25 protein-coding genes are annotated in these 23,994 nt (G+C 65.3%); 15 read left to right on the forward strand and 10 right to left on the reverse strand.

Annotated elements, in window-relative coordinates:
• Window positions 1–67 precede the first annotated feature (67 nt).
• Complete coding sequence (locus SBA_RS05850) at window positions 68–637, forward strand: NADPH-dependent FMN reductase (RefSeq protein WP_261936208.1); 570 nt, start codon at window positions 68–70, stop codon at window positions 635–637.
• On the opposite strand, the gene SBA_RS05855 is transcribed toward SBA_RS05850, so the two are convergent.
• Together SBA_RS05855 and SBA_RS05860 are read right to left on the reverse strand one after the other, a co-directional pair.
• Window positions 600–1,220, reverse strand: coding sequence for a Pr6Pr family membrane protein (locus SBA_RS05855; protein ID WP_261936209.1), 621 nt, complete (start codon window positions 1,218–1,220; stop codon window positions 600–602). The genes SBA_RS05850 and SBA_RS05855 overlap by 38 nt on opposite strands.
• Window positions 1,217–2,467 (reverse strand): dicarboxylate/amino acid:cation symporter, encoded by a 1,251-nt coding sequence (locus SBA_RS05860; protein WP_261936687.1) that lies wholly within the window; start codon window positions 2,465–2,467, stop codon window positions 1,217–1,219. Before SBA_RS05860 ends, SBA_RS05855 begins: the two co-directional genes overlap by 4 nt.
• 201 nt (window positions 2,468–2,668) lie before the next feature.
• Between SBA_RS05860 and SBA_RS05865 the strand changes: the two genes are divergently transcribed.
• Entirely contained in the window at window positions 2,669–3,553 is an 885-nt protein-coding gene (locus tag SBA_RS05865) for a bestrophin family protein (RefSeq protein WP_261936210.1), read from the forward strand.
• A gap of 45 nt (window positions 3,554–3,598) precedes the next feature.
• Here SBA_RS05865 and SBA_RS05870 read toward each other — a convergent pair whose 3' ends face one another.
• From SBA_RS05870 to SBA_RS05880, 3 genes are all read right to left on the reverse strand, one after another.
• Entirely contained in the window at window positions 3,599–4,930 is a 1,332-nt protein-coding gene (locus SBA_RS05870) for a dicarboxylate/amino acid:cation symporter (protein ID WP_261936211.1), read from the reverse strand.
• A 157-nt stretch (window positions 4,931–5,087) separates the two neighbouring features.
• Entirely contained in the window at window positions 5,088–5,675 is a 588-nt protein-coding gene (gene pdxH, locus SBA_RS05875; RefSeq protein ID WP_261936212.1) for a pyridoxamine 5'-phosphate oxidase, read from the reverse strand.
• 104 nt (window positions 5,676–5,779) lie between these two features.
• Window positions 5,780–7,123 carry a hypothetical protein gene (locus SBA_RS05880; protein WP_261936213.1) on the reverse strand — a complete coding sequence of 448 codons (1,344 nt, stop codon included), beginning with the start codon at window positions 7,121–7,123 and terminating at the stop codon, window positions 5,780–5,782.
• 186 nt (window positions 7,124–7,309) lie between these two features.
• On the opposite strand from SBA_RS05880, the gene SBA_RS05885 reads away from it, so the two are divergent.
• From SBA_RS05885 to SBA_RS05915, 7 genes are all read left to right on the forward strand, one after another.
• Window positions 7,310–8,245 carry a DnaJ C-terminal domain-containing protein gene (locus SBA_RS05885; protein WP_261936688.1) on the forward strand — a complete coding sequence of 312 codons (936 nt, stop codon included), beginning with the start codon at window positions 7,310–7,312 and terminating at the stop codon, window positions 8,243–8,245.
• A gap of 15 nt (window positions 8,246–8,260) precedes the next feature.
• A complete protein-coding gene (locus SBA_RS05890; RefSeq protein ID WP_224550474.1) occupies window positions 8,261–9,226 on the forward strand; it encodes a YihY/virulence factor BrkB family protein in 966 nt (321 codons plus the stop codon).
• Window positions 9,223–10,029, forward strand: coding sequence for an enoyl-ACP reductase FabI (gene fabI / locus SBA_RS05895; protein ID WP_224550475.1), 807 nt, complete (start codon window positions 9,223–9,225; stop codon window positions 10,027–10,029). Before SBA_RS05890 ends, fabI begins: the two co-directional genes overlap by 4 nt.
• Window positions 10,030–10,102: 73 nt before the next feature.
• On the forward strand, window positions 10,103–10,528 hold the full coding sequence (locus SBA_RS05900) for an endonuclease domain-containing protein (protein ID WP_261936214.1): 426 nt from the start codon (window positions 10,103–10,105) through the stop codon (window positions 10,526–10,528).
• Window positions 10,525–11,619 (forward strand): chorismate synthase, encoded by a 1,095-nt coding sequence (gene aroC / locus SBA_RS05905; protein WP_261936215.1) that lies wholly within the window; start codon window positions 10,525–10,527, stop codon window positions 11,617–11,619. The genes SBA_RS05900 and aroC overlap by 4 nt, the downstream gene beginning before the upstream one ends.
• Window positions 11,620–11,914: 295 nt before the next feature.
• Window positions 11,915–13,696 (forward strand): SLC13 family permease, encoded by a 1,782-nt coding sequence (locus tag SBA_RS05910; protein ID WP_224550478.1) that lies wholly within the window; start codon window positions 11,915–11,917, stop codon window positions 13,694–13,696.
• A 62-nt stretch (window positions 13,697–13,758) separates the two neighbouring features.
• Window positions 13,759–14,544: a PhzF family phenazine biosynthesis protein gene (locus tag SBA_RS05915; protein WP_261936216.1), complete on the forward strand. Its 786-nt coding sequence runs from the start codon at window positions 13,759–13,761 to the stop codon at window positions 14,542–14,544.
• A gap of 13 nt (window positions 14,545–14,557) precedes the next feature.
• On the opposite strand, the gene SBA_RS05920 is transcribed toward SBA_RS05915, so the two are convergent.
• Window positions 14,558–15,682: a serine hydrolase domain-containing protein gene (locus SBA_RS05920; protein ID WP_261936217.1), complete on the reverse strand. Its 1,125-nt coding sequence runs from the start codon at window positions 15,680–15,682 to the stop codon at window positions 14,558–14,560.
• 37 nt (window positions 15,683–15,719) lie between these two features.
• Between SBA_RS05920 and SBA_RS05925 the strand changes: the two genes are divergently transcribed.
• The 4 genes from SBA_RS05925 (at window position 15,720) to SBA_RS05940 (ending at window position 18,886) form a co-directional block, all read left to right on the forward strand.
• On the forward strand, window positions 15,720–16,040 hold the full coding sequence (locus SBA_RS05925; RefSeq protein WP_261936218.1) for a hypothetical protein: 321 nt from the start codon (window positions 15,720–15,722) through the stop codon (window positions 16,038–16,040).
• Window positions 16,041–16,226: 186 nt separating this feature from the next.
• Window positions 16,227–16,517, forward strand: coding sequence for a hypothetical protein (locus tag SBA_RS05930; protein ID WP_261936219.1), 291 nt, complete (start codon window positions 16,227–16,229; stop codon window positions 16,515–16,517).
• Window positions 16,518–16,623: 106 nt separating this feature from the next.
• Window positions 16,624–18,396 carry a DNA helicase RecQ gene (recQ, locus tag SBA_RS05935; RefSeq protein ID WP_261936220.1) on the forward strand — a complete coding sequence of 591 codons (1,773 nt, stop codon included), beginning with the start codon at window positions 16,624–16,626 and terminating at the stop codon, window positions 18,394–18,396.
• A gap of 61 nt (window positions 18,397–18,457) precedes the next feature.
• Window positions 18,458–18,886 (forward strand): TIGR01244 family sulfur transferase, encoded by a 429-nt coding sequence (locus tag SBA_RS05940; RefSeq protein ID WP_129926037.1) that lies wholly within the window; start codon window positions 18,458–18,460, stop codon window positions 18,884–18,886.
• A 9-nt stretch (window positions 18,887–18,895) separates the two neighbouring features.
• Here SBA_RS05940 and SBA_RS05945 read toward each other — a convergent pair whose 3' ends face one another.
• Window positions 18,896–19,780 (reverse strand): bestrophin family protein, encoded by an 885-nt coding sequence (locus tag SBA_RS05945; protein WP_261936221.1) that lies wholly within the window; start codon window positions 19,778–19,780, stop codon window positions 18,896–18,898.
• Between the two features lie 9 nt (window positions 19,781–19,789).
• Window positions 19,790–20,026: a hypothetical protein gene (locus tag SBA_RS05950; protein ID WP_224550485.1), complete on the reverse strand. Its 237-nt coding sequence runs from the start codon at window positions 20,024–20,026 to the stop codon at window positions 19,790–19,792.
• A 223-nt stretch (window positions 20,027–20,249) separates the two neighbouring features.
• Between SBA_RS05950 and SBA_RS05955 the strand changes: the two genes are divergently transcribed.
• Window positions 20,250–21,164 carry a LysR family transcriptional regulator gene (locus SBA_RS05955; protein WP_261936222.1) on the forward strand — a complete coding sequence of 305 codons (915 nt, stop codon included), beginning with the start codon at window positions 20,250–20,252 and terminating at the stop codon, window positions 21,162–21,164.
• Here the strand turns inward: SBA_RS05955 and SBA_RS05960 are convergent.
• Window positions 21,151–22,560: a helix-turn-helix domain-containing protein gene (locus tag SBA_RS05960; RefSeq protein WP_261936223.1), complete on the reverse strand. Its 1,410-nt coding sequence runs from the start codon at window positions 22,558–22,560 to the stop codon at window positions 21,151–21,153. The genes SBA_RS05955 and SBA_RS05960 overlap by 14 nt on opposite strands.
• 140 nt (window positions 22,561–22,700) lie before the next feature.
• Between SBA_RS05960 and SBA_RS05965 the strand changes: the two genes are divergently transcribed.
• Window positions 22,701–22,877, forward strand: coding sequence for a hypothetical protein (locus SBA_RS05965; RefSeq protein ID WP_261936224.1), 177 nt, complete (start codon window positions 22,701–22,703; stop codon window positions 22,875–22,877).
• A gap of 104 nt (window positions 22,878–22,981) precedes the next feature.
• Here the strand turns inward: SBA_RS05965 and SBA_RS05970 are convergent, their stop codons facing one another.
• A complete protein-coding gene (locus SBA_RS05970) occupies window positions 22,982–23,980 on the reverse strand; it encodes an inorganic phosphate transporter (RefSeq protein WP_224550489.1) in 999 nt (332 codons plus the stop codon).
• Window positions 23,981–23,994: the final 14 nt, after the last annotated feature.

The following is a 23,994-nucleotide window of genomic DNA, read 5'->3' on the forward strand; positions in this document are numbered from 1 at the left end:
GCTTCGCGTCTGGACGCTCTCGAACAGCCATGCGAAGACCGCCCCGCACCAACAGGGAAGGCTTCGCATGGCGCTCGACATTCTCGTTCTCTACGGCTCCTATCGACGCGGCAGGTTGGGCATCCGCCTGGCCGACTATATCGTCCGGGAAATCGAAGCGCTGGGCCACAAAGCCGAACTGATCGACGCAAAAGCGGTCGATCTCCCCATGCTCGACCTGCGCTACAGCGACTATCCCGCCGGTGAAGCGCCCGCCGCCATGGCGCAACTGGCCAATCGCCTGACCGCCGCCGATGCGTTCGTCTTCGTCGCGGGCGAATATAATCGCGGGATGCAGCCGGGCCTCAAAAATCTGGTCGACCATTATCTCAAGGAGTTCGATCGCCGCCCCGCCGCCATCGCCAGCTATTCGATGGGGCGCTTTGCCGGCGTCAACAGCCATGCCGACTGGACGGTGACGCTGTCGGCCATGGGCATGGCGGTGGTGCCGGAACGCCTCAGCGTCGGCCAGATCGGTCAGACGTTGGACGAGCAGGCGCAGCCACAGGGCGACGGCGGCGCAGCGCTGGAACGCGGCTTTGCCGGCTTCGCGAAAAGCTTCATCTGGTGGGCGGAGGCGGCGAAGGCGAAGCGCTAAACCGCCGGTCGATCCACACCAGCACATAACCTGCCGCGACAAAGCTAATCGCGATCAGCACCGCGTTGATCGCGACCTGCCCCACGCCGAATTTCGTCACATTGATGAAGGGATAGGCGTAGCTGCCTTCCATCATCCCGCGCAGCAGGGCATAGGGCAGGTATAGCGCGGGAAAGATCGCCCAGACCCACGGATCGCGCCGGCCCAACTGCCCCTTGGGTGCGAAGCCGATCCACCAGGGCGGCACCAGCACCGGCGTCACCTTATGCAGCAGCGTATCCGCCAGCAACGCCCCGCCGCTCAGCGACAACAGCCCGCGCAGCAGCAGGCCATAGACGATGCCGACCAGCAGGATCGACAACAGCATCCCGCCCACAAGCCGGGGTGACACGCTGCGGCCCAGTGCAATCGCGCCCAGCGTCAGGACGACGAGGATATTGGCCCAGATGGTGAAGAAGCGCATCAGGGTCCACAGCGTCGCGCCGATCGATCCGGTCTGCGCCAGCGTGGCGTCGAACTGCACCGCCAGCCCGGTCAGGCTGACCAGCATGACGATCGCTGCGCCGATACGATAGCCGGTCATGTGGCGATCCTCCCCCGTTCATCCTCTTCGCCTGCCGCAATCACGGTCGCGGCCACCAGATCGCCGGTCACATTAAGCGCGGTGCGGCACATGTCGAGGAAACGATCGACTCCCAGCACCAACCCGATCCCTTCGGGCGGAACGCCGACCATGCCCAGGATCATCGCCACCACCGGCAGCGATCCGGCGGGCACGCCTGCAGTGCCGACCCCACCCAATATGCACACCAGCATCACCATAAATTGCTGCGTCAGGCTAAGGTCGACACCGAAAAACTGGGCGAGGAACAACACGGTGATGCCTTCGAACATCGCCGTGCCATTCTGGTTGGCGGTGGCGCCGATGGTGAGGACGAAGCGCGAAATGCGGCGCGGCAGGCGCAGCTTGTCCTCCGCCACCCGGATCGCGGTGGGCAGGGTGGCGTTGGAGGAGGCGGTGAAGGCCATGACGCTCGCCTCCTGCACCGCGGCGAAGAAGCGCAGCGGCGACCGCTTCGCCAGAAAGGCGATCAGCAGCGGATAGATGACGAACATCTGGATCACGAGCGCCAGCAGCACGACCCCGACATAGGCGGACAGGCGGATCAGCAAGTCCCAGCCGAACTGCGCGGCGAGATTGAACATGAAGCATGCGATGGCGATCGGGGCGAGGCGGATGACGATGCCGATCAGCCGCATCGTCACCTCGAACAGCCCCTCCATCGCGGTCAGCAATATCTTCGACTGTTCGGTCTGCACGAGCACGAGGCCAATGCCGAAGAAGAGGGCGAAGACCATCACCGCCAATATGTCGTTATCGGCCATCGCGCCGATGATATTGTCGGGAATGATCGCGATCAGCGCCTGCATGCCGCTCGGCGTGTCGCCGCTGCGGGCCAGGATCGCCTTGGCGCCCGAACCCGCATCGGCCAGCATCGCCTGCGCCTGCGCCGGGTCGACCCCGCCGCCCGGCCGCAGCAGGTTGACGAGCAGCAGGCTGATGACGACGGCGATGCCCGATACGACCAGTGTGTAGAGGAGGGTGCGGACCCCGATCCGCCGCAACGATCGCATCTCCCCCATTTCGGCGATGCCTACGATCAGCGCCGACACGAGCAGCGGGATGACGAGCATGAACAGCAGCCGCAGGAAGACCTGCCCGATCGGCCCGGTGACATAGGTGGTGACGATATCGACCCAGCGCGCCTCAGGGGCCGTCATATAGACGGCCAGGCCCAGGATCAGGCCGGTCAGGAAGCCGGCCAGCATCTGCCACTGGAGCGAGAGCGCCGCCTTCTTGCCGCTGCTGTCGGACGCGTCGCTGGTCACAGGCTTCTCCGCTGGATCCCCAATTCAACGAGTCGCGAGGGCGCGAGTTGCGTCGGCCCCGATATTTCGTTTCGCTATGGCATCAAGGGAGCATTTCCGCGACGCTGGCGTTACCGCAGTCGATTGTTTCCGGAGACCTGCATGATCGTCGATCCCGTTCCCAGCCTGCGCCGGCTGGCCGCCGAAGTCTGGAAGCCGCTGACCCTGTTGTTCGTCTGGGACTGCGCGGTCACGATCACTTATTATGTGTTGCCCTTCAAGGCGCCCTCGCTGCCGCTGACAATCTTCGGGTCGGCGCTCGCGCTGTTCCTGGGCTTCCGATCCAACAGCGCCTATCAGCGCTGGTGGGAAGGGCGGATATTATGGGGCGCGATGATCAATGCGTCGCGCAGCCTGGCCCGTGCGGCTCGCAACTTCCTGCCCGATCCGCAGGCCCGCGACCTGAAGCGCGAGATCGTGATGCGCCAGATCGCTTATGTGAACGCGCTGCGTTGCCAGTTGCGCCGCCAGCCGATCGGCGAGGATGTGACCAGTTTCCTGCGCGAAGAGGACAGGGGCAAGGCGCTGGCCCGCGCCAATCCCGCCAACGGCTTGCTCGACAGCACCGGCCGGCGCATCGACATCGCCCGACGCGAAGGCTGGATCGATACCATCCAGCAGGCGCAGATGGAGGCGGTGCTGGTCGATATCGCCAATGCGCAAGGCGGGATGGAGCGGATCAAGAACACGCCGTTGCCGATGCAATATCGGTTCTTGCCGACGCTGTTCGCCCATATCTTCTGCATATTGCTGCCGATCGGTCTGGTCGAATCGCTGGGTTTCGCGACCCCGCTGGGATCGACGGTGGCGGGCCTGATGTTCTTGGCGGTGTTGCGGATCGGCGACGATCTGGTCGATCCCTTCGACAACAGTGTGCATGACGTCCCGCTGTCGGCGATGTGCCGGACGATCGAGATCGACCTGCTCCAGTCGATCGGCGACCCCGCGCCCGAACCGGCGCAGCCGGTGCGCGGCGTGTTGTGGTGAAGGAGGCTCGTTTTCCCGCCTGCGCGGGAACATGTCAGCCTCTGCTTACCCCTTCTGCCCGTCGTCCACCATGTCCGGCGCCAGTTCCAGCCCCGCGCGACCATGGGCCGCGCCATGCGCCGGCGCCTTGGGATGTTCTACGTCGATCGGTTCCTCGACCTCCAGCATCCCTTCCCATTTGGTGATGACGGATGTCGCGATGGCGTTGCCCAGCACGTTGGTCGCGGTGCGGCCCATGTCCATGAAGTGATCGACCGCCAGGATGAAGGCGATGCCCTCCACCGGCAGGTCGAACTGGCCCAGCGTCGCGGCGACCACTACGAGGCTCGCGCGCGGCACCGCGGCGATGCCCTTGCTGGTGACCATCAGCACCAGCAATATGGTAATCTGCGTCGCGATCGGCAGGTCGATGCCATAGGCCTGGGCGATGAAGATGGTCGCAAAGGTCGAATACATCATCGACCCGTCGAGGTTGAAGCTATAGCCCAGCGGCAGCACGAAGCTGTAGATGCGGCGCGGAATGCCGAAGCGGTCGAGTTGCTCCAGCATCTTGGGGTAAGCCGCTTCGGACGACGCGGTGGAGAAAGCGATCAGGATCGGTTCGCGGACATAGCGGATCAGTTTGAACATCCGCTTGCCCAGGAAAATCGATCCCGCACCGAACAGCAGCAGCCACAGGCAGAAGAGCGCGATGTAGAATTCGCCGACCAGCGCGCCGTAGGTTTTAAGGACGCCCAGCCCCTGCACGGTCACCGACGACGCCAGCGCGCCGAACACCGCGAACGGCGCGACGCGCATGACATAGCCCGTCACCTGCAGCATCAGTTCGACCATCGATTCGATGACGGTGATGATCGGCTTGCCCTTGTCGCCGATGGCGGTCAGCGCAACGCCCACGAACAGCGAGAAGACGACGATCTGGAGGATCTGGTTGTCCGCCATCGCCCCGATCATGGAGGTCGGGAAGACATGGAGGATGAAGTCGCGGAAGTTGAGCGCTTCGGTGCTGACGCCCGCATCCGCACCGGAACGGACCAGGTTGAGGCCCTCGCCCGGCGCGAAGAAATTGACGAAGATCAGGCCCAGCGTCAGCGAAATCAGGCTGGCGATGATGAACCAGGCGAGCGCGCGCCCGCCGATCCGTCCCAGCGCCGCGCTGTCGCCCATATGGGCGATGCCCGCGACCAGCGTGGAAAAGACCAGAGGCGCGATGATCATCTTGATCAGGTGCAGGAAGATGTCGGCCAGCAGGTGGAAATAGCCCGCCACATCCTTCGCCAGCGTCTCGTCGCCGCCGACCCAAAGATTGGCCACGAAGCCGGTCAACACCCCCAGGACCATGCCGATGAGGATGAAGGCTGTCAGTCTGTTTCGCATCAAATCCCTTTAGGCTGCCCGTGCGCAGCCCCCGCCTATTGTACGTCTGTCAGGCCGACACCTAACAGGCGCATGGGCCACCCGCAATCGCGGCGCGTCCCCGCGCATCAGGGAAGACGAAGCAGCGCCGCCTTTCCACGCCCCTGGATGTGTGCGCTCAGGGGTAAAGCAGTCCTTCGCGCCAATCCCCTTGCGCGCCGACGCCGGCCCGTTCGAACAGGCGGCGCTCGTGCAGCCGATGTTCGCGATCCTGCCAGAACTCGATCCGTTCGGGGGTGAGGCGGAAGCCCGACCAGTGCGGCGGGCGTGGCACCGGACCTTCTGCGAAGCGGGCGCTGACCGTATCGAAACGGTCCATGAAGGTCTGCCGGTCGGGCAGGGGGCGGGATTGGTCGGACGCCCAGGCGCCGAGCTGGCTGTCGCGGCTGCGGGTCGCGAAATAGGCGTCGGCGGTCGCGTCGTCGACCGGGCCGACCGCGCCCTCGACGCGGATCTGGCGGCGCAGCGATTTCCAGTGAAAGAGCAAGGCGGCATGCGGGTTTTCCAGCAACTCGCCCGCCTTGCGCCCCTCGAAATTGGTGTAGAAGACGAAGCCGTCCGGCCCATGGCCCTTGAGCAGGACCATGCGGACGGCCGGCCGCCCGCGCGCATCGGCGGTGGCCAGCGCCATGGCGTTGCTATCGTTGATTTCGGTATCGCGCGCTTGGGCGTACCACTCGTCGAACAGGGCGAAGGGATCGGTCATGCCCGATCCTTAAGCGGCGGCCCCGGCCCTGTCGATACGCCGCTGTCGATAAGGGGAAGCAGGATCCGGGGCGGCGCATGGCCGCCCCGGATCGCGTGGGTGGATCAGAAGCGAAAGCCCAGGCCCGCCGACCAGCTGGTATAGCTGCCCGCCTTGATCAGGTTCATGTTGAAGCGGACGAGGTCGCGGGTGTTGCGCGCGCTTTCCTCGCGACCGCGCAGGCCCAGCGACAGCGTCACTTCATGGAATGTGTTGTAATAGAGCTTGTCGCCCGCATAATTGGTCATGGCATAGCTGACCCGCGCCGACGTGTTGCGCCCCAGCCCCCGGAACTTGAGCGGCAGGTCATAGGCGATGCCGTTGCGGAACGCCCAGTTCTTCAAGCCCGGATTGACGTTATAGCCGGTGATGCCGGTGCTCAGCGTGGTGGTATAGCCCACCATGTTGCCGATCACGAGCCGGCCGCGACCCAGGCCGTCGAACACGTAACGGCTGGCGATGGTGGTGGACAGCATGTTGCCGACCGATCCGAGCTGGTCCGACGCCGTGATGCCATAACCGACGCGCGGCTCCAGCGACCAGCGGCGGGCGATGACCGGAAATTCGACGCCGACGCCGAACTGGGCGGTGGCGGCGCGCGCGCCGTTCACTTCGGAATAGCTGACCGGCAGGTCGAATTTCAGCAGCGCGCGGCCGCCTTCGGTCAGGCGAAAGCTGCGGGCGACGCGCCCGTCGATCCGCATGAAGTCGTAACGACCGCCGTTCGACGATCCGCCGCTATAATTGGCGCCCATGATCCAGGGATCGCCCGCCGTGTTGGTGCCGCCGCTGGCCGCATCCTGTTCGATCGCCGAATCGCCCGACGTCAGGTCGAGGCTCGACCGAATGAGGCCGCTCTGCACCGATCCCGGATTGCCCGCGAGCGGATCGACCGGCGAATAGCGCGCCAGCGACTTGAGCAGCAGGCGGACCAGCCGTTCGGCCTCTGCATTATCGATATCGTTGAGATAGCTGTCGAACAGGTCGTAGGAGGCCTGTCGCGACGTGCCGTTGAAGCGATTCTGATAGACTTCGCCCGCGACGTCGAGCGCCGGGATCGAGATACGGAACACCGAACTGTTCACGTCATAATAGCCATAGATGGGCAGCCCCCGGAAATCGATCAGGCCGCTGACCGGCAGCAGGTCGTTATAGCGCGCGCCATAGCGTTCGCGCAGCCGCTGCGGATTCATGAAATCCTGCCCGTCATTGGCGATGTCCAGGCCATAGCTGTCGGTGATCGACACCCCGCCGCCCACGCCCAGCGTCACGCCGATACGGAACAGGCTCTGAATGCCGTCCAGCTGTTGCGGCGAAGGCGGCGGCGGCCCGACCTGCGCCTGTGCGACGGGCGCCATCGCCCATAGCGCGGCCATCGCGCCAACCGCGCTCCATCCGAATTTATGCATGTTTTACAACCCCCAAAAGATAGGTCCGCCACCCCGGGGCGGACTGCCTGCCGCTAGCAGCGCGATTTTTCGCGCACATACCCCGGCAGGGGTATCCGACGGCATCAAAGCCACGCACGGCTTGAATGTCGGCGCGGCATCGTCCACATAGTCGGCAAGTGATGCTTTTGTGCAACAGGTAGAATGATGGCCGATCCCTATTCCCTTCTGGGTGTGACGCGCAGCGCGACCGATGCGGAGATCAAATCCGCCTATCGCAAGCTCGCCAAGGAGCTTCACCCCGACAAGAACAAGGATAACCCACAGGCGGCGGACAAATTCTCCGCCGTCACCAACGCCTATGATCTGCTGTCCGACAAGGACAAGCGCGCCCGTTTCGACCGGGGGGAGATTGACGGCGACGGCAATCCGGCCGCGCCCTTCGGCTATGGCGGCGGGGGCGGCGGGGGCGGCGGCGGTTTTCGCGGCCAGCCGGGTGGCGGCTTCGATCAGGGCGGGGCGGACTTCGGCGATATCTTCGAAGGGCTGTTCGGCGGCGCCGGTCGCCGCGCGGGCGGGGGCGGCGGCTTTGGTGGCGGATTCGGCCGGCAGGCGCCCCCGCAGAAGGGCGCGAACGTCGCCTATCGCCTGGCGGTCCAGTTCACCGACGCGGCGACCCTCGCGCCGCAGCGGATCACCTTGCAGGACGGCAAGACCATCGACCTGAAGCTGCCCGCCGGGGTCGAAAGCGGCACCCAGATGCGCCTGTCGGGCAAGGGGCAGGCCGGGCCGGGCGGTGCGGGCGACGCGATCGTCACGATCGAGGTCAAGTCGCACCCCTTCTTCACCCGCGACGGCGACAATGTGCTGCTCGACCTGCCCATCACCCTGGATGAAGCGGTGAAGGGCGGCAAGGTCAAGGTGCCGACCGTCGACGGACCGGTCATGCTGGGCGTGACCGCAGGCGCATCCTCCGGCAAGACGCTGCGCCTGCGCGGCAAGGGCTTTACCGGCAAGGACGGCCAGCGCGGCGACCAGTTGGTGACGATCCAGATCGACGTGCCGTCCGACGACCCGGCGATCAAGGCGCTGGTCGAAAGCTGGCAGGACGAACGGCCGGTGCGCGCCCATCTGGGCGTGTGATGCGTTAACCCGCCCATGCCGATGCCATCGCCCCTGTCGCCCGAATCCCGCCGCCAGGTGGCGCAGGAGGCGCGGGCGCATTTCCATCGGCAGATGGACCGGGTGCGGCCCGGTTCCCAATTGTTCGAGGTGGTGAAGCGGGTCGCGGTCGGCACCTATAGCGACGGCTTCATCCATGCCGGCAATCTGGCCTATCTGTCGCTGATGACGCTCTTTCCCTTCTTCATCGTCGCGGCGGCGGTGGCGAGCATCTTCGGTCGCACGCAGGACGGGGTGCAGGCAGTCAACGCCTTCCTTTACACCGTGCCGCGCGGCGTCGCCGATGTGGTGCGCCAACCGATCAGCGACGTGCTGACCGCGCGCAGCGGCCCGCTGCTGTGGCTGGGCGGCCTGGTCGGGCTGTGGACGGTGGGCAGCCTGATCGAGACGATCCGCGACATCCTGCGCCGCGCTTATGGCACCAAAAGCACCAAGCCCTTCTGGCGCTATCGGCTGGGCGCGATCGGCATCACCCTGGTCAGCGTCTTCGCGCTGATGTTCGCTTTTTCTTTGCAGGTCGCGATCACCGGCCTCGACCAGTTTCTCCATCAGATACTGCCCTGGGCGGACGAAGCGATCGGTCTGGTCGCTTCGGCCAGGCTGGTGCCGATGGCGATAACCTGCCTCGCCTTATGGTCGCTGTTCGCGGCCCTGACCCCCACCGCCTATAAGCCGCGCCGCTTTCCCAAATGGCCCGGTGCGGTCGCGACATCGCTCTGGTGGTACGGCACCGTGCTGCTCTTGCCGCCCACCCTGTCGCTGCTCGGCGGCTATGGCCGGACCTATGGCAGTCTGGCGGGTGTCATGATCACCCTCATTTTTTTCTTTCTCGTCGGGCTTGGCGTGGTAATTGGCGCGGAATTGAATGCGGCGCTGGCGGAATTTCCCGAAGAGGAACTGGACGCGGCGGCGAAGGACCAAGGGAACGGAACGACGATATGAACGGCTTGATGGCAGGAAAGCGCGGGCTCATCATGGGGCTGGCGAACGACAAGTCGCTCGCCTGGGGCATTGCCCAGCAATTGCACGCGCAGGGCGCGGAACTGGCCTTTTCCTATCAGGGCGACGCGCTGGCCAAGCGCGTGCGGCCTTTGGCGGAGCAGGTCGGCTCGGATTTCCTGATCGACTGCGACGTCACCGACATGGACAAGCTGGATGCGGCGTTCGCCGAGCTGGAAGCGCGCTGGGGCACGATCGATTTCGTGGTCCACGCGATCGGCTTTTCCGACAAGAACGAACTGCGCGGCCTCTATGTCGACACCAGCCTGGATAATTTCCTGCTGACCATGAACGTCTCTGCCTACAGTTTTGTGGCAGTCACGAAGCGCGCCCGCGCACTGATGCCGAACGGCGGCAGCATCCTGACCCTGTCCTATTATGGCGCGGAAAAGGTCATCCCCCATTATAACGTCATGGGCGTGGCGAAGGCGGCGCTGGAAACCAGCGTCAAATATCTGGCGATGGACCTCGGCCCGGAAAATATCCGCGTTAACGCCATCTCCGCCGGCCCGATCAAGACGCTGGCGGCCAGCGGCATCGGCGATTTCCGCTACATCTTGAAGTGGAACGAACTGAACTCGCCGCTGCGCCGCAATGTCACGATCGAGGATGTCGGCGGCGCGGGCCTCTATCTGCTGTCGGATCTGGCGTCGGGCGTGACCGGCGAAATCCACCATGTCGATGCGGGCTACAATGTCATCGGCATGAAGGCCGAAGACGCACCGGACATCGCGCTGGATAAGTGATACCTAAAAAAGCCCTCTCCCCTCGGGGGAGAGGGAGGGGCCCGTCGCGAAGCGATGGGAGGGTGAGGGGGCCATGCGACGACCTGATCCTGAAAATGCTGACTCCCTGAACAGGGCGCGCGCCATGCGTCGTGATCCGACCGAACCAGAAAAGCGACTTTGGTCGAAACTGCGCGACCGGCAGTTGGGCGGCGTCAAGTTTCGCCGACAGGTCTGGCTGGCGGGCTTCATTGTGGATTTCTACGCCGCCGATCTCCGGCTGGTTATCGAAGTTGACGGCGACGACCACGCCGCTAGGGAAGCAGCCGATGAGAAGCGATCCCTGATATTGCAACGCGAAGGGTTTCGGATCATCCGTTTCGCCAATGCGGATGTGATGCGTAATATCGAAGGGGTTTTGGAGACAATATCGATGACGGCGCGCCTTGCCCCCTCACCTTCCCACTCGCCTGCGCCGAGCGGGCCCCTTCCTCTCCCCCAAGGGGAGAGGAAAATATGAGTTTCAACAGTTTCGGTCGCGTCTTCCGCTTCACCACTTGGGGCGAGAGCCATGGTCCTGCCATCGGTGTAGTCGTCGACGGCTGCCCTCCCGGCCTCCCTTTAAGCGAAACCGACATCCAGCCCTGGCTCGACCTGCGCAAGCCGGGCACGTCCAAATTCACCACCCAGCGGCGCGAAGCCGATGAGGTCCGCATCCTGTCCGGCGTGTTCGAAGGGCGCACCACCGGCACGCCCATCAGCCTGATGATCGAAAATACCGACCAGCGGTCGAAGGATTATTCCGACGTCGCCAAGGCGTACCGCCCCGGCCATGCCGACTATGCCTATGACGCCAAATATGGCTTCCGCGACTATCGTGGCGGCGGACGCTCCTCGGCGCGCGAGACGGCCAGCCGGGTCGCAGCGGGCGCGGTCGCCCGCGCGGTCATTCCCGAAGTCGATATCTTCGCCTATGTCAGTGAAATCGGCGGCGACGCGATCGACTACGATAATTTCGATGCCGCCCAGATCGGCCAGAATCCCTTCTTCTGCCCGGATGCGGAGGCCGCCGTCCGCTGGGAAGCGCTGGTCGATAGCGCGCGTCTGGACGGATCGTCGCTCGGCGCGGTGGTTGAATGCGTCGCGTCGGGCGTCCCGGCGGGGTGGGGCGCGCCGCTCTACGCCAAGCTCGACAGCGAACTGGCCAGCGCGATGATGAGCATCAATGCGGTCAAGGGTGTCGAGATCGGCGACGGTTTCGCCGCCGCCCGGCTGCGCGGCGAGCAGAATGCCGATCCCATGCGGCCTGCTGCGGATGGGGGCAATGACGGTCCCATCTTCCTCGCCAACCATGCCGGCGGCATTGCCGGGGGCATTTCGACGGGCCAGCCGGTCAAGGTCCGCATCGCTTTCAAGCCGACCAGCTCGATCCTGATCCCGGTCGAAACCGTGACGCGCGAAGGTGAAGCATCGGACATCGTCACCAGGGGGCGTCACGATCCCTGCGTCGGCATCCGCGGCGTGCCGGTGGTCGAAGCGATGATGGCGCTGGTGCTGGCCGACCAGAAGCTGCTCCACCGCGCGCAATGTGGCGATCGGGACGACGACTGACGCGCCGAACCGCGCCAATCCCGCGCCCAACGTCGAATCGACGCGAGACGACTCGCTTCTATTACGATAGGATGACGGTCATCGCCCGCGGGAGGGCGAGCGGCAGAGCGTAAGCATGGGGAGCGTCATTACGCGTCAAAGCGTTTTTCTCGAAAAACGCTGAGATTAAAAATGCGGATTGACGGTCAAAACGTCCCCTTAAAGCCGCGACACGGGCCAGCCATGCAACCATGGCTGGCCCATTTCGTTTCACCCCTGAAAGGACACGCGACCACGCGATCCGCAGGGGGGCCATATGCATTTCATCACCGCGCTGCTGGGCGTCTACCGCGCGGAAATCGGCCTGCTCATCCTTGCCTGCATGTTCGTCGCCTTCGTGCGCGAACGCTATTCGCCGACCGTCATCGCCGTGGTCGGCGCCTGCGCCTACGGCATCTTCGGGATGCTGAATGAAAAGGCGATGTTCTCCGTCTTTTCCAACAGCGCGCCGCTGACGGTCGGGGCGATGTTCGTCCTGTCGGGCGCGCTGGTCCGCACCGGCGTCATCGGTCGTGTCGCCGATCTCATCATGACCCGCGCGGAACGGCATCCGCGCATCGCGCTGGCCGAAGTGGCGCTGGGCGCATTGCTGCTGTCGGCCTTCCTCAACAACACCCCGGTCGTCGTGCTGCTGATCCCGATCATGTTCAAACTGGCGCAGGCGACCGGTTATCCGGTCAAGAAGCTGCTGATCCCGATGAACGTGATCGCGGTTCTGGGTGGTTGCCTGACCTTGGTCGGCACCTCCACCAATCTGGTCGTGGCGGGGATCGCGGCCGAACAGGGGATGGACCGGTTCGGGATTTTCGACATCAGCCTTTATGGCGCGGCTGGCGCGGCGGCGGGCATCGTGGCGCTGCTCTGCCTGTCCTTTCTGCTGCCCAGCGATCCCCCGTCGATCGCGGGCGAGGATGGCGGCGCGGTGCAGGATTATCTGACCGAACTCGTCGTACCGCAGGACAGCGACGATATCGGGCGCGAAATCGGGGCGCTGGGCCTGTTCGGGCGATCGGTGCAATTGCTCGGCCTCAAGCGTGGCGGCGACATCAGGCGACAGGAACTGGACGCGGAGGAATTGCGTTCCGGCGACCATCTGATCGTGCGGGCGGATGGCGCTGCGATCATGACATTGCGCGAATCGGGCCGATTCGAACTGGGCGTCGCCGCCGATTCGCGCACCAGCGCGCAGGATGGCACCGTGGTCGAGGCGATGATCGCGCCCAGCCACCCGTCGATCGGCGAGCGGTTGATGGACATTCCCTTCCTCCATGCCCTGCGCGTGCGGATCATCGGCATCCATCGCGCACGCCACCTGCCCGGCCCCGATCTCGCCGAAACCCGCGTTCGCGGCGCGGACCGGCTGCTGGTGGCCGGCGGCGACGATGCGATGCGTGCGCTCAGGGACAATCCGCACCTGATCGGCGTCGATATCAGCCGCACCCGCGCCTTTCGCCCGCGCAAGGCTTGGATCGCCATCGCTGCGATGGCGGGCGCGGTGCTGCTGTCCGCCTTCGACGTGGTCGGCATCGGCCTGGCCGCCGTGATCGCCGTGGGCTTGATCCTGGTCACCCGCTGCATCGACCCGGAAGAAGCCTGGGGCGCGATCGACGGCGACACGTTGATCCTCATCTTCGCCATGCTGGCCGTGGGTCTCGCGCTGGAACAGGCGGGCAGCGTCGCGCTGATGGTCGGCTGGATCACCCCGTTGATGCAGGTCGCGCCGGTCTGGACGCTTGTCTTCATCGTCTATTTCGCGTCGCTGATCCTCTCTGAACTGCTCAGCAACAATGCGGTCGCGGCGCTGCTGACGCCCATCACGATTGCGTTGGCGCATCAGTTGGGCGTGGACCCGCGTCCGCTGGTGATCGCGCTGATGATCGGCGCGTCGGCCTGTTTCGCCACGCCGATCGGCTATCAGACCAATGCGCTGGTCTATGCGGCGGGTGACTATCGCTTCGCCGATTTCGTGCGGATCGGCGTGCCGATCAACATCGTCGTCGGGCTGGCGGTGTGCAGCGCACTGGTCCTTCTGGGCTGAACTGGCCCTGTTCCCGCGGCTGCGGTCGCGCCATCACCGCGCAAATGCACGAGGATTACCGTATGACCAGCCTGCACTTCACCCAGGTCGACGCCTTCGCCGACGCGCCCTTCACCGGCAACCCGGCCGCGGTGATGCCGCTCGACGCCTGGCTCGACGACGCCACGCTTCAGGCGATCGCGGCAGAGAATAATCTCTCCGAAACCGCCTTCACCGTCCCGACGCCGGATGATCCCGATGCGGATTACGCGCTGCGCTGGTTCACCCCCACGGTGGAAGTGAAGCTGTGCGGCCATGCGACGCTGGCCAGCGGCCATGTGCTGATGGCCGACGCGATGATCCGCTTCCGCACCCGCCATGCCGGCATCCTGACCGTCACGCGCGACGGTGACGGCTATGCGCTGTCCTTGCCCGCTTGGGACATGGCGCCCCGGGCGCTGCCGGATCTGGCGGCGGGGTTAGGCGGTGCGCCTGTCGAATCGCATTGGCGCGACGGCGGCTACAGCCTCTTTCTCTTCCCCGATGCGACCGCGATAGGCGCGTTGACCCCCGATTTCGCGGCGCTCAGGCGTCATGGCGACGTCATGCTGATCGCGACCGCGCCGGGGGACGACAGCGACATCGTCAGCCGCGTCTTCGTGCCGGGCGGCGGGGTCGACGAAGACCCCGTCACCGGATCGGCCCATAGCCTGCTCGTGCCTTTCTGGGTGGCGCGGCTGGGCAAGGCGCACCTCAGCGCCTATCAGGCATCGGCACGCGGCGGCCGTCTCGGCTGCACCCTGGCCGGGGACCGCGTTATCCTGGCCGGCCAATGCCGCACGATTATCGAGGGCCGGTTCTTTCTCTAAGCCGAACGGGGGACTACCCCGGAAACAGCCCCATCAACCTGGCCAGCGCCCCGCGCACGGCGGCGCGTTGCTCCTTCTCTGGCGACATGCCGATCCGCACCACCGTCAGCCGCTGCGACGGGGAGATGAGGATATATTGGCCATTATGGCCGACGCAGCCGAACAGGCTGTCGGGCGCGCGCCCCGGCATCAGCGCGCTTTCGTCGCTTTCCCGATTGAGCCACAGATGCGCGCCATAGGCGGGGTTGCGCGGCGAGGGCATACGCATGAAGTCCACCCATTTTTCCGGCAATATCTGATGCCCGTTGGGCGACCGTCCGTCGTTGCGCAGCAATTCGCCGAACCGTCCATAGTCCCGCGCGGTCATGTGCAGGATGCTGCCGCCGATCATCGTGCCCGCCGCATCATATTCGGGGGTCAGGCTGGGCAGCTTGCCCGGGGCCTTCAGCCGCCCGTCGATGAAGGTCGCCATCGCCTGTCGTCGTACGGCAGGGTCGGCGCTGCTGGTCAGCATCCGCGTCATCAGGTCCGACAGAATGACGCTGCTGCCGGTCGAATAGGAAAAGACCGCGCCCGGCGCATGGGCCAGCGGCTTGGATTCGGCATAGGCGCGCATGTCCCGCGCGCCGTCCGTAAACAACATACGGACCGTGTCGCCGCTGGTGATCGGCTCGCCATCCTCGACATGGTCGAGCCCCGACCGCATCTGGAGCAACTGGCGCAGCGTGATCTTCCCGCGCGGATCGCCCGGCTGGCTCCAAGCCGCGACCGGCACCGGTGAATCGAGCGCCAGCCGCCCGTCCGACACCATCAGCCCCACCAGCACCGCGGTCACGCTCTTGGCGATCGACCAGGACAATAATTTGGTGTCGGGGCCAAAGCCGGGGGCGTAGCGCTCGGCGATCACCTGGCCGTCGCGCATTACCAGCAGCGCGCGCGTCTCGCCCATCGCCTCATCCTCGAACAAGGGGTCGATCGCGGCGCGCAGCGCTCCGGCACCCACCACGGCGTCGCTGGCCACGGCATAGACGGGTGGGGGCGCTGGGGCCGCACGGACGACCAGCGTCCCCGCCACTACGACGCCCGCGGCACCCAGCGCCAGTCCAAGACGCTTTACGATTCGGCTATCGATCTGCATAAGCCGCCGCCCTTACAGAAGGGAATCGAAAAGGGCCATGGTGGTTCGACGCAAATGGTGGGTATCGGGCGGCTTGCTCCTTCTGGCGCTGCTCGCGCTCGTCGCTTGGCAATGGACGACGCTCAGCGCGCGGGCGCGCCTGGGCGCGGCCTATGGCGCGCGGATCGGCTGTTCCTGCCGCTATGTCGAAGGCCGCGCCATGGGCAGTTGCGAGGCGGACAAGGAACCGGGCATGGGCCTGGTGCGCCTGGAGGACTTGCCCGACCAGCGCGCGGTGGAAGCCAGTGTGCCGCTGCTTGCCAGCCGCACCGCGCGGTTCAGGCCCGGCTGGGGGTGTCTGCTCGATCCGGCGGGGTGAGGGGCGTCGAATGCGGCTGGTCTGGCAGCGACCAGTTATTGCTTATGGTCAGGATGCTTCGTTTGCCTGCTTGCAGACGTTGATGTGAGATGACACGCTGGCATCATGCGGTGCCTTCCTCATCTTTTCCTTCCCCTATTGTTTGTTGGGTGTTCTTCCCCCGCAGATGAACATCAGAAGGGGGCGATGAACAATATAGAACGTATGCTTGTCATGCCTGCGGAAGCTCGTCCGTGGCATGAGTATGCCCGGTATTATTCGGCGGAGCCTGATGGTAAAATCGTGGGGATATTCATTATCCCAGATGAACGAGATCGTCAAAATGAGTTTTATAATCTGCCTGCCGGCCAACGTCGTTGGGTAGATGACTATCGCAATTTGCCATCTATAAATGATGGTGGCTGTGGTGTTTTGACCGTGACGCTCTACCCGAAGTCTCAAAAACGAGAAGGCCCATTTTGCAATGGCGAGGCTTGATGTCGCGCTATCCAGCAAGAGCCGCAGAAGCTGCCATTCCGCTCCCCACCCATATTCGCCGCCCAAACCCCTAGCCCCACCACCCCCCAGCCGCTAAGGCTCCCCCATGCGGCCCGACATTCCCACGCTTCTCCACGACATATTCGGTTTCACCGCCTTTCGCGGGGTGCAAGAAGCGGTAGTGGGCCGCGTCATGGCGGGCCAGCCGACGCTCGCCATCATGCCGACGGGCGCGGGCAAGTCGCTCTGCTACCAGCTTCCGTCCGCCGCGCTCGATGGCTGCTGCGTCGTCGTCTCGCCGCTGATCGCGCTGATGCACGACCAGTTGCGCGCCGCCAACGCCGTGGGCCTGCGCGCCGCCAGCCTGACCAGCGTGGACGCCGACTGGCGCGAAACGCAGGATCGGCTGCGCAACGGCGATCTCGACCTGCTCTATGTCGCCCCCGAACGCGCCAGCCAGGAACCGTTCCGCAACCTGCTCCGCGCCGCGAAGGTCGCGCTCTTCGCGATCGACGAAGCCCATTGCGTCTCCGAATGGGGCCATGATTTCCGCCCAGACTATCGCCTGCTCCGCCCGTTGCTGGACGAATTTCCTGACGTCCCGCGCCTCGCGCTGACCGCCACGGCGGACGCCCACACGCGCGAGGACATTCTCGTCCAGCTCGGCATTCCGCGCGACGGGCTCATCATCTCCGGCTTCGACCGGCCCAATATCCGCTACGTCGTCCACCCGCGCGACGGCCTGACGCGCCAGTTGGCCGATCTCGTCGCCGCCAATCCCGGTCCCGGCATCGTCTATGCCCAGACCCGCGCCGCGACCGAGAAACTCGCCGAAACGCTGGGGAAGGGCGGCCGCGCCGTGCGCGCTTATCATGCCGGGCTGGACCCGGCGGTGCGCGCCCGCAACCAGGCGGCCTTCATCGCCAGCGAGGATATGGTGATGGTCGCCACCGTCGCCTTCGGCATGGGCATCGACAAGCCCGACGTGCGCTTCGTCGCCCATGCCGGCCTGCCCAAATCGATCGAGGGCTATTATCAGGAATCGGGCCGCGCCGGCCGCGACGGCGAACCGGCGGTCGCGCATCTTTTCTGGGGCGCGGAGGATTTCGCCCGCGCCCGGATGCGCATTGCCGAACTGGAGCAGAGTCGCCAGCAGGGGGAACGCACCCGCATCGCCGCACTCGGCGCACTGGTAGAAACCGCCACCTGCCGTCGCGCGATCCTGCTCCGCCACTTCGGCGAAAATCCGCCCGCCACCTGCGGCAATTGCGACAATTGCCTCTCACCCCCGGCCAGCGTGGACGCGACGCAAGTCGCCCGCAAATATCTCTCCGCCGTCTATCGCACCGGCCAGAGCTTCGGCGCGGGCCATATCGAAGCGGTGCTGACCGGCGCCCCCAACGACAAGGTGCGCGAACGCGGCCATGACAAGATTTCCGTCCATGGCATCGTGTCAGGCGAAGACGTCGCGTTGCTGCGTCCAGTGTCGCGCGCCTTGCTGGTGCGCGACGCGCTGGAGACAACCGAACATGGCGGCCTGATGCTCGGCCCCAACGCCCGCCCCATCCTGCGCGGGGAAGAAGAGGTGCGCATCCTCGTGCCGCCCAAGCGCGAACGGCGCGGCCGCAACGCCCGCAATGGGGCGGAGGCCAACCCGGTCGGCGATCCGCTGTTCGACGCCTTGCGCGCCTGCCGCCGCGAACTGGCGCAGGAGGCGGGCGTGCCGCCCTATGTTATCTTCCACGATTCGACCCTGCGCGAAATGGCCGAGCAGCGCCCATCCAGCATCCGCGCAATGAGTCACATCAGCGGCATCGGCCAGAAGAAGCTCGACGCCTGGGGCGATGCCTTCCTCAGCGCGATCCGGCCCTATCTCTGAACCAAATTTCTTGAAAGCGACAAGCTGAGCGCGCATGGCTCACCCAAAGGAGACGCATATCATGTTCCGCAAGCTGACCGACCGCATTCTCGTATCCCCGCAGATCAGCGTCGATCAGGTCGGCGAAGCCAAGGCGCAGGGCGTCACCCTCATCATCAACAACCGCCCCGACGACGAGGAGCCGGGCCAGGTCAACGGCGCTGAGATCGAGGCGGCGGCCAAGGCTGCGGGCATCGCCTATCTCGCCGTGCCGGTCGCCCATGGCGGCTTTGCCCCCTGGCAACTCGACGGCATGGCGCAGGCGCTGGAACAGGCGGGAGACGGCAAGCTGCTCGCTTATTGCCGCTCCGGCACCCGCAGCACGCTCCTCTGGGCGCTGACCCGCGCCCGCGCCGGCGACAATGGCGACGTGCTGGCGGCGCAGGCCGCGGCGGCGGGCTACGACATCGCTCCCGTCCGCCAGATCATGGACGCCCTGGCGCCGCAATAATCGCGCGCGTCACCACAGTACGCCATCGACCGGCTCTAGCGGCGGCGGAGCGGGCAGGCCGATCGCCTGATTGAGATCCGCCTCGATCGTGGTGGTGATGCTGGTCAGCGGCAGGTCATGGACATCGTTGCCGAACGGATCGACCAGGTCGTCGCCGATCTGCAGCACGGCCAGGAACATGAAGCCCGCCGCCGCCGACCCGATCGGCGTCGCCATCCCCAGCGTCTCGACCAGCCCCACGGGCAACAGGATGCAGAAGAGGCGGGTGAAATATTTGGGGAAGGCGCGATATTGCGCGGGCAGCGGCGTGTTCTTGATCCGCTCCATTCCGCCCTGCGCGTTGGACATGTCGACCAGCAGGGCTTCGATCCGGCTTTGCTGGATGGTGTCGATCCAGCCGCGCCGCACCGCGTCCATAACCTGTCGGTCCGACCCGTCCAGCATGCCGTTGGCCGGGTTGCGGCGATCCAGTTCGGGCACGGGGTCGTCCCCCAGCACCCGCCGCATGTCGGGTGCGGGATCTTCCCGCCGCAACTGGCGGCGCAGCGCATGGACATAGGCGACATGGCGCTTCACCAGCATCGTCGCCATCCCCCGCGCCTCGGGCGTATCGGGCAGATAGGCGAGGATCGCGCGTGCGAAGCTGCGCGACACATTGACCATCGCGCCCCACAGGATGCGGCCTTCCCACCAGCGCTGATAGGCGCTGTTGACGCGGAACCCCAGCACCAGCGCCAGCGCCGTGCCGAATATGGTCAGCGGCAGAGCAGGCGCGCGGAAGGGCGAGATATAATAGAAGATGGTGACCGCCAGGTCCCAGAAGAACAGCGCGATCAGCGCGCTCCATGCTTTCTCGAAACTCTGGCGGATGCGGGGGGAGCGTCCAACGATCATGACCTGTCTCTAAAGGGCGTCGCCGCCCTCATCGTCCAGTTTCAGCCAGGCATGGCGCAGCGCCAGGCTACCGACGATGCCGACCGCCTTCAGCGTCGCGGCATGGATGGACGGCGTGGTATCGGTCAGCGCGAAGCCAAGGCAGATCAACCCCAGCAGCATGGCGGCATAGATGGGCAGCGCTTCGATATCGTTCCAGGCCATTGGCGGATCGGCCTTCGGGTAGCGCGGGCTCAGCATCGACATGGGCGGATACTCCGTGACGAATTGCGGGAAACGCCCGTAAAATGATGCGCTGCAAAAGCTGCGGTCAACCGTCTGCGTCAGGCGCAAGCCAATGTTGCACGGCCTGAAATCCAGCAAGAAAGCCTTACAAAAAAGCGGGTTTCCAGAGACGGAGCAATGAAAGCATACGGTTCTGCAATAGGCGATCTATTGCGTTGCAGCATCGCTTCCCTAGCTTGATGCGATGCCCGATCGTTTTGCCGAAATCGAATCCTTCGTGAAGATCGCCGAATCCGGCACGCTGTCCGAAGCGGCGCGTCGCCTGGGCCTCTCGCTCGCGGCGACCAGTCGCCGCCTGTCGCAACTGGAGGCGCGGCTGGGGGTGATGCTGATCCGCCGCAACAGCCGCCACCTGTCGCTGACGGAGGAAGGCTCGCTGCTCTACGACCGGGCGGGGCGGGCGCTAAGTGCGATCGACGATGTGGAAACCGACGTCATGCGCCGCGCGACGGAGGCGACCGGGCTGCTGCGGGTGGTGACGACGATCGGCGCGGCGCGGATGCGTCTCGCACCGCTGTTTCGCCATTATGCGGCCTTGCACCCCGACGTCGCGATCCATCTGGAAACCGCCGCGCAGGCGACCAACATCGTCGAAACCGGTCATGACATCGCCATCTGTTTCGATCCGCCGCCCGATTCCGCCCTTACCATGAAGCGGCTGACCGACAATCCGCGGCTGCTGTGCGCCGCGCCCGCCTATCTCAACCGGCGCGGGCGCCCTGGCGCCATCGGCGACCTGTTGGTCCATGACAATATCGTGGTGGGCGAGGCGCAGCAGGAGCTATGGCGCTCCGTCGTCGGCAGCGGCCATGGGCCACGGGTGACCCTCAGCACCAATGATGGCGACATGGCGCGCGCCTGGGCGCTGGACGGCGCAGGCATCGTCATCAAGTCGCTCTGGGAAGTGGCGGATGATCTGGATGGGGGCCGATTGCAGCAATTGCTGCCCCATGTCGCGCTGCCCGCCGCCTCGATCGTCGCGCTCTATGTGCCGGGGCAGGGCGAGATGGCCAAGGTCCGCTCCTGCCTCGACTTCCTGTCCCGCCACCTCAAGAAAGGCTGGCCCGTCTCGCCCGCCGACAGGGCTACACCCGCCTGAACGGGAAGGGCGCCACGGTGCGCTCATAGCTGTGCAGGTCGAGCGCGCGCGTGACCGGCGGTAGCGCGCGGTCGGGGCAGGCGCGGCGTTCGCACAAAGGACAGGTCGGGCCGATCCCGGTCGCTTCGCCCCGGTCCACGTCGATTCCGTCGGCATGGGCGATCCGGCCCGCATGTTTGGCCTCGCACCCCAGCGCGATGACCGACCGGCCGCGCGCCGCCCCCGGCGACAGGCCGATCGCCAGCGTCAGGAAGCGCTTGCCGTCCAGCGTCTCGATCAACTGCGGTGCGACCCGATCCGCCTCCTGTGCGCCATGCGCGTCCCAGCGCGGGCAGGTGCCGCCGTAGCGGGCGAAGGGCCAGGCCTCGCCATCGAACCGCTTGGACACGATCCCGGCCCGGTCGACCTTCGCCATGAAGAAGGGGATGCCCCGCGCGCCGGTGCGGTTGAGGCTGGTCAGGCGGTGGGCGAGCTGCTCGGTCGACACCCCGAACCGGTCGCGCAACAGGGGCAGGTCGTGCCGACTCTGCTCGGCCGCCTGCCGGAAACGGTCATAGGGCATGATGAGCGCCGCGGCGGCATAGTTGGTCAGCGCCATGCTGGCCAGGCGGCGGCTGTCCTCGTCGGGCGGCGCGGCGCGGGCGATCTGGGCGGTGATCGCGTCGGCCAGTTCCTGCGCGCACAGATGATAGGCGATGGCGAACAGGCGGCCCGACGGGCGTAGTCGTTCGCTCAGCATCACCCGTCGCCGGTGCATGTCATAATGGCGCAGCCTGTCCGCCAGCACGTCGCCGCGCACCACCTGGCACGCCATGCCGTGCCGGTCCTTCAGCCGCGTGCGCAACTCCGCCTGCAACAATAGGGGGTCGTCGGGCAGGGTGGCGGCGATCGCCTCCGCCCCCGCGTCGATCTCGGCAAAATGATTGCCAGCCCGCGCGATCATCTCGCGCAGCCAGTCGACCGGCGCGACCAGCGGGACAGGGCCACCGTCGCCCCGCGCCAGTGCCTCGCCCGGCATTCGCCGCAGGTCGCTCAGCGCACGGTAGAAACGGGCGATCGCCTCGCTGACGCCGGGATAATTTTCCGCGACCTCCAGCACCTCGTCACGGGCGATGCCAATGTCGCGCACCAGCGCGTCGGACAGGATTTCACTCAGTTCGCCGGGGCCACCCTCCTGCGCCTGCGCCGTGAAATCGCGAATATCGATGTCATAGGTATTGGCCAGCCGCAGCAGCATCTGCGCGGTCAATGGCCGCTGGTTGCGCTCCAGATGGTTGAGATAGCTGGGCGACACGCCCAGTTCCTCCGCCATTTGCGTCTGGTTCAGTCCCAGTTCGCGGCGCAGCACGCGCAACTTGGGGCCAAGATAGAGTTTGCGGTCGGTCAGTTCTGCCATAAGGTCATAATGTCATAGAATGACATTATGACCAAATAGGATTGTGACTTCGGGCCACTCATCGGCCTTATAAAATGCGATTAACCTGTCTAACTCGGTGTCCATCAGCCCCGACGGGCGCAGCCGCGAAGGACACATATATGACCACCGATACGATCGCACAGACCCGCGAGCCGACCCGTTCGCGCGCCGTGTTCTCACCTGAAGATTTCGGCCTGATCCGCACCGCCATCGCCCATTATCTGCGTGAGGTTCAGGACCAGCCGGAATCGGTCAAATATGCCAATCTCTACCACCGTCTCGGCCGGGTCGCGTAACCAGCCGCATTGACTGAACGACAAAGGGCGCGGGATCATTCCCGCGCCCTTTCGCCTGCCCATTGAACAATAATCTGTTCCCGCCTGCGCGGGAACAGGCTGTGTCAGAAGAACCGCGTCATCCAGTAGAACAGTGCCCCGATCGCGGCGCTGGCCGGCAGGGTGACGACCCAGGCGACGATGATGCTCGACGCCACGTTCCACCGGACCGCCGACAGCCGCCGCGACGCGCCCACGCCGACGATCGCGCCGGTGATGGTGTGGGTGGTGGACACTGGAATGCCCAGATGGGTCGCCATGAACAAAGTGATCGCGCCGCCGGTTTCCGCGCAGAAACCCTGGGCCGGGGTCAGGCGCGTGATCTTCGATCCCATGGTGTGGACGATCTTCCATCCGCCCAGCAAAGTGCCCAGGCCCATCGCCGCCTGGCAGCTCAGCACCACCCACAGCGGGACATGGAAACCGCCGGTCAGCATCCCCTGCGAATAGAGCAGGACCGCGATGATCCCCATCGTCTTCTGCGCGTCATTGCCGCCATGGCCCAGAGAATAGAGCGAAGCGGAGACAAGCTGGAGCTTGCGGAACACGCTGTCCGCGCCCTGCGGCGTGAACCTGCGGAAGATCCAGCTGATGAGCAGGACCAGCATCAGCGCCAGGAACAGCCCGACTGCGGGCGATATCACGATCGCCGCGCTGGTCTTGAACACCCCGCTCCACACCACCGCGCCCAGTCCCGCCTTGGCGGTCCCCGCGCCCAGCAGTCCGCCGATCAGCGCATGGCTGGAGGAAGACGGTATACCCAGCCCCCAGGTGATGAGGTTCCAGGCGATGGCCCCCATCAGCGCGCCGAAGATCACCTGCGGATCTATGATGCTGGCGTCGACAATGCCCTTGCCCACCGTTTCGGCGACATGCAGGCCGAAGAAGAGGAAGGCGATAAAGTTGAAGAAGGCGGCCCAGGCGACCGCATATTGCGGCTTCAATACGCGGGTCGACACGATGGTCGCGATCGAGTTGGCGGCGTCGTGCAGGCCGTTCAGGAAATCGAACAGCAGGGCGACACCGATCAGCGCGATCAGCAGGGGGAGGGCGATGGGGTCCATGAAACTGTTGCGTA

This window comes from Sphingomonas bisphenolicum (assembly GCF_024349785.1).
Classification (GTDB): Bacteria; Pseudomonadota; Alphaproteobacteria; order Sphingomonadales; family Sphingomonadaceae; genus Sphingobium; species Sphingobium bisphenolicum.

What these genes read in the sequence shown, in the direction of transcription:
- SBA_RS05970 (WP_224550489.1), bottom strand. Translation starts at nt 23,980, where the DNA reads ATGGACCCCATCGCCCTCCCCCTGCTGATCGCGCTGATCGGTGTCGCC.
- SBA_RS05945 (WP_261936221.1), bottom strand. Translation starts at nt 19,780, where the DNA reads ATGATCGTTGGACGCTCCCCCCGCATCCGCCAGAGTTTCGAGAAAGCA.
- SBA_RS05890 (WP_224550474.1), top strand. Translation starts at nt 8,261, where the DNA reads ATGCCGATGCCATCGCCCCTGTCGCCCGAATCCCGCCGCCAGGTGGCG.
- SBA_RS05880 (WP_261936213.1), bottom strand. Translation starts at nt 7,123, where the DNA reads ATGCATAAATTCGGATGGAGCGCGGTTGGCGCGATGGCCGCGCTATGG.
- fabI (WP_224550475.1), top strand. Translation starts at nt 9,223, where the DNA reads ATGAACGGCTTGATGGCAGGAAAGCGCGGGCTCATCATGGGGCTGGCG.
- SBA_RS05885 (WP_261936688.1), top strand. Translation starts at nt 7,310, where the DNA reads ATGGCCGATCCCTATTCCCTTCTGGGTGTGACGCGCAGCGCGACCGAT.
- pdxH (WP_261936212.1), bottom strand. Translation starts at nt 5,675, where the DNA reads ATGACCGATCCCTTCGCCCTGTTCGACGAGTGGTACGCCCAAGCGCGC.
- aroC (WP_261936215.1), top strand. Translation starts at nt 10,525, where the DNA reads ATGAGTTTCAACAGTTTCGGTCGCGTCTTCCGCTTCACCACTTGGGGC.
- SBA_RS05850 (WP_261936208.1), top strand. Translation starts at nt 68, where the DNA reads ATGGCGCTCGACATTCTCGTTCTCTACGGCTCCTATCGACGCGGCAGG.
- recQ (WP_261936220.1), top strand. Translation starts at nt 16,624, where the DNA reads ATGCGGCCCGACATTCCCACGCTTCTCCACGACATATTCGGTTTCACC.
- SBA_RS05940 (WP_129926037.1), top strand. Translation starts at nt 18,458, where the DNA reads ATGTTCCGCAAGCTGACCGACCGCATTCTCGTATCCCCGCAGATCAGC.
- SBA_RS05870 (WP_261936211.1), bottom strand. Translation starts at nt 4,930, where the DNA reads ATGCGAAACAGACTGACAGCCTTCATCCTCATCGGCATGGTCCTGGGG.
- SBA_RS05950 (WP_224550485.1), bottom strand. Translation starts at nt 20,026, where the DNA reads ATGTCGATGCTGAGCCCGCGCTACCCGAAGGCCGATCCGCCAATGGCC.
- SBA_RS05960 (WP_261936223.1), bottom strand. Translation starts at nt 22,560, where the DNA reads ATGGCAGAACTGACCGACCGCAAACTCTATCTTGGCCCCAAGTTGCGC.
- SBA_RS05925 (WP_261936218.1), top strand. Translation starts at nt 15,720, where the DNA reads ATGGTGGTTCGACGCAAATGGTGGGTATCGGGCGGCTTGCTCCTTCTG.
- SBA_RS05865 (WP_261936210.1), top strand. Translation starts at nt 2,669, where the DNA reads ATGATCGTCGATCCCGTTCCCAGCCTGCGCCGGCTGGCCGCCGAAGTC.
- SBA_RS05920 (WP_261936217.1), bottom strand. Translation starts at nt 15,682, where the DNA reads ATGCAGATCGATAGCCGAATCGTAAAGCGTCTTGGACTGGCGCTGGGT.
- SBA_RS05860 (WP_261936687.1), bottom strand. Translation starts at nt 2,467, where the DNA reads ATGCTGGCCGGCTTCCTGACCGGCCTGATCCTGGGCCTGGCCGTCTAT.
- SBA_RS05930 (WP_261936219.1), top strand. Translation starts at nt 16,227, where the DNA reads ATGAACAATATAGAACGTATGCTTGTCATGCCTGCGGAAGCTCGTCCG.
- SBA_RS05910 (WP_224550478.1), top strand. Translation starts at nt 11,915, where the DNA reads ATGCATTTCATCACCGCGCTGCTGGGCGTCTACCGCGCGGAAATCGGC.
- SBA_RS05915 (WP_261936216.1), top strand. Translation starts at nt 13,759, where the DNA reads ATGACCAGCCTGCACTTCACCCAGGTCGACGCCTTCGCCGACGCGCCC.
- SBA_RS05900 (WP_261936214.1), top strand. Translation starts at nt 10,103, where the DNA reads ATGCGACGACCTGATCCTGAAAATGCTGACTCCCTGAACAGGGCGCGC.
- SBA_RS05955 (WP_261936222.1), top strand. Translation starts at nt 20,250, where the DNA reads ATGCCCGATCGTTTTGCCGAAATCGAATCCTTCGTGAAGATCGCCGAA.
- SBA_RS05855 (WP_261936209.1), bottom strand. Translation starts at nt 1,220, where the DNA reads ATGACCGGCTATCGTATCGGCGCAGCGATCGTCATGCTGGTCAGCCTG.
- SBA_RS05965 (WP_261936224.1), top strand. Translation starts at nt 22,701, where the DNA reads ATGACCACCGATACGATCGCACAGACCCGCGAGCCGACCCGTTCGCGC.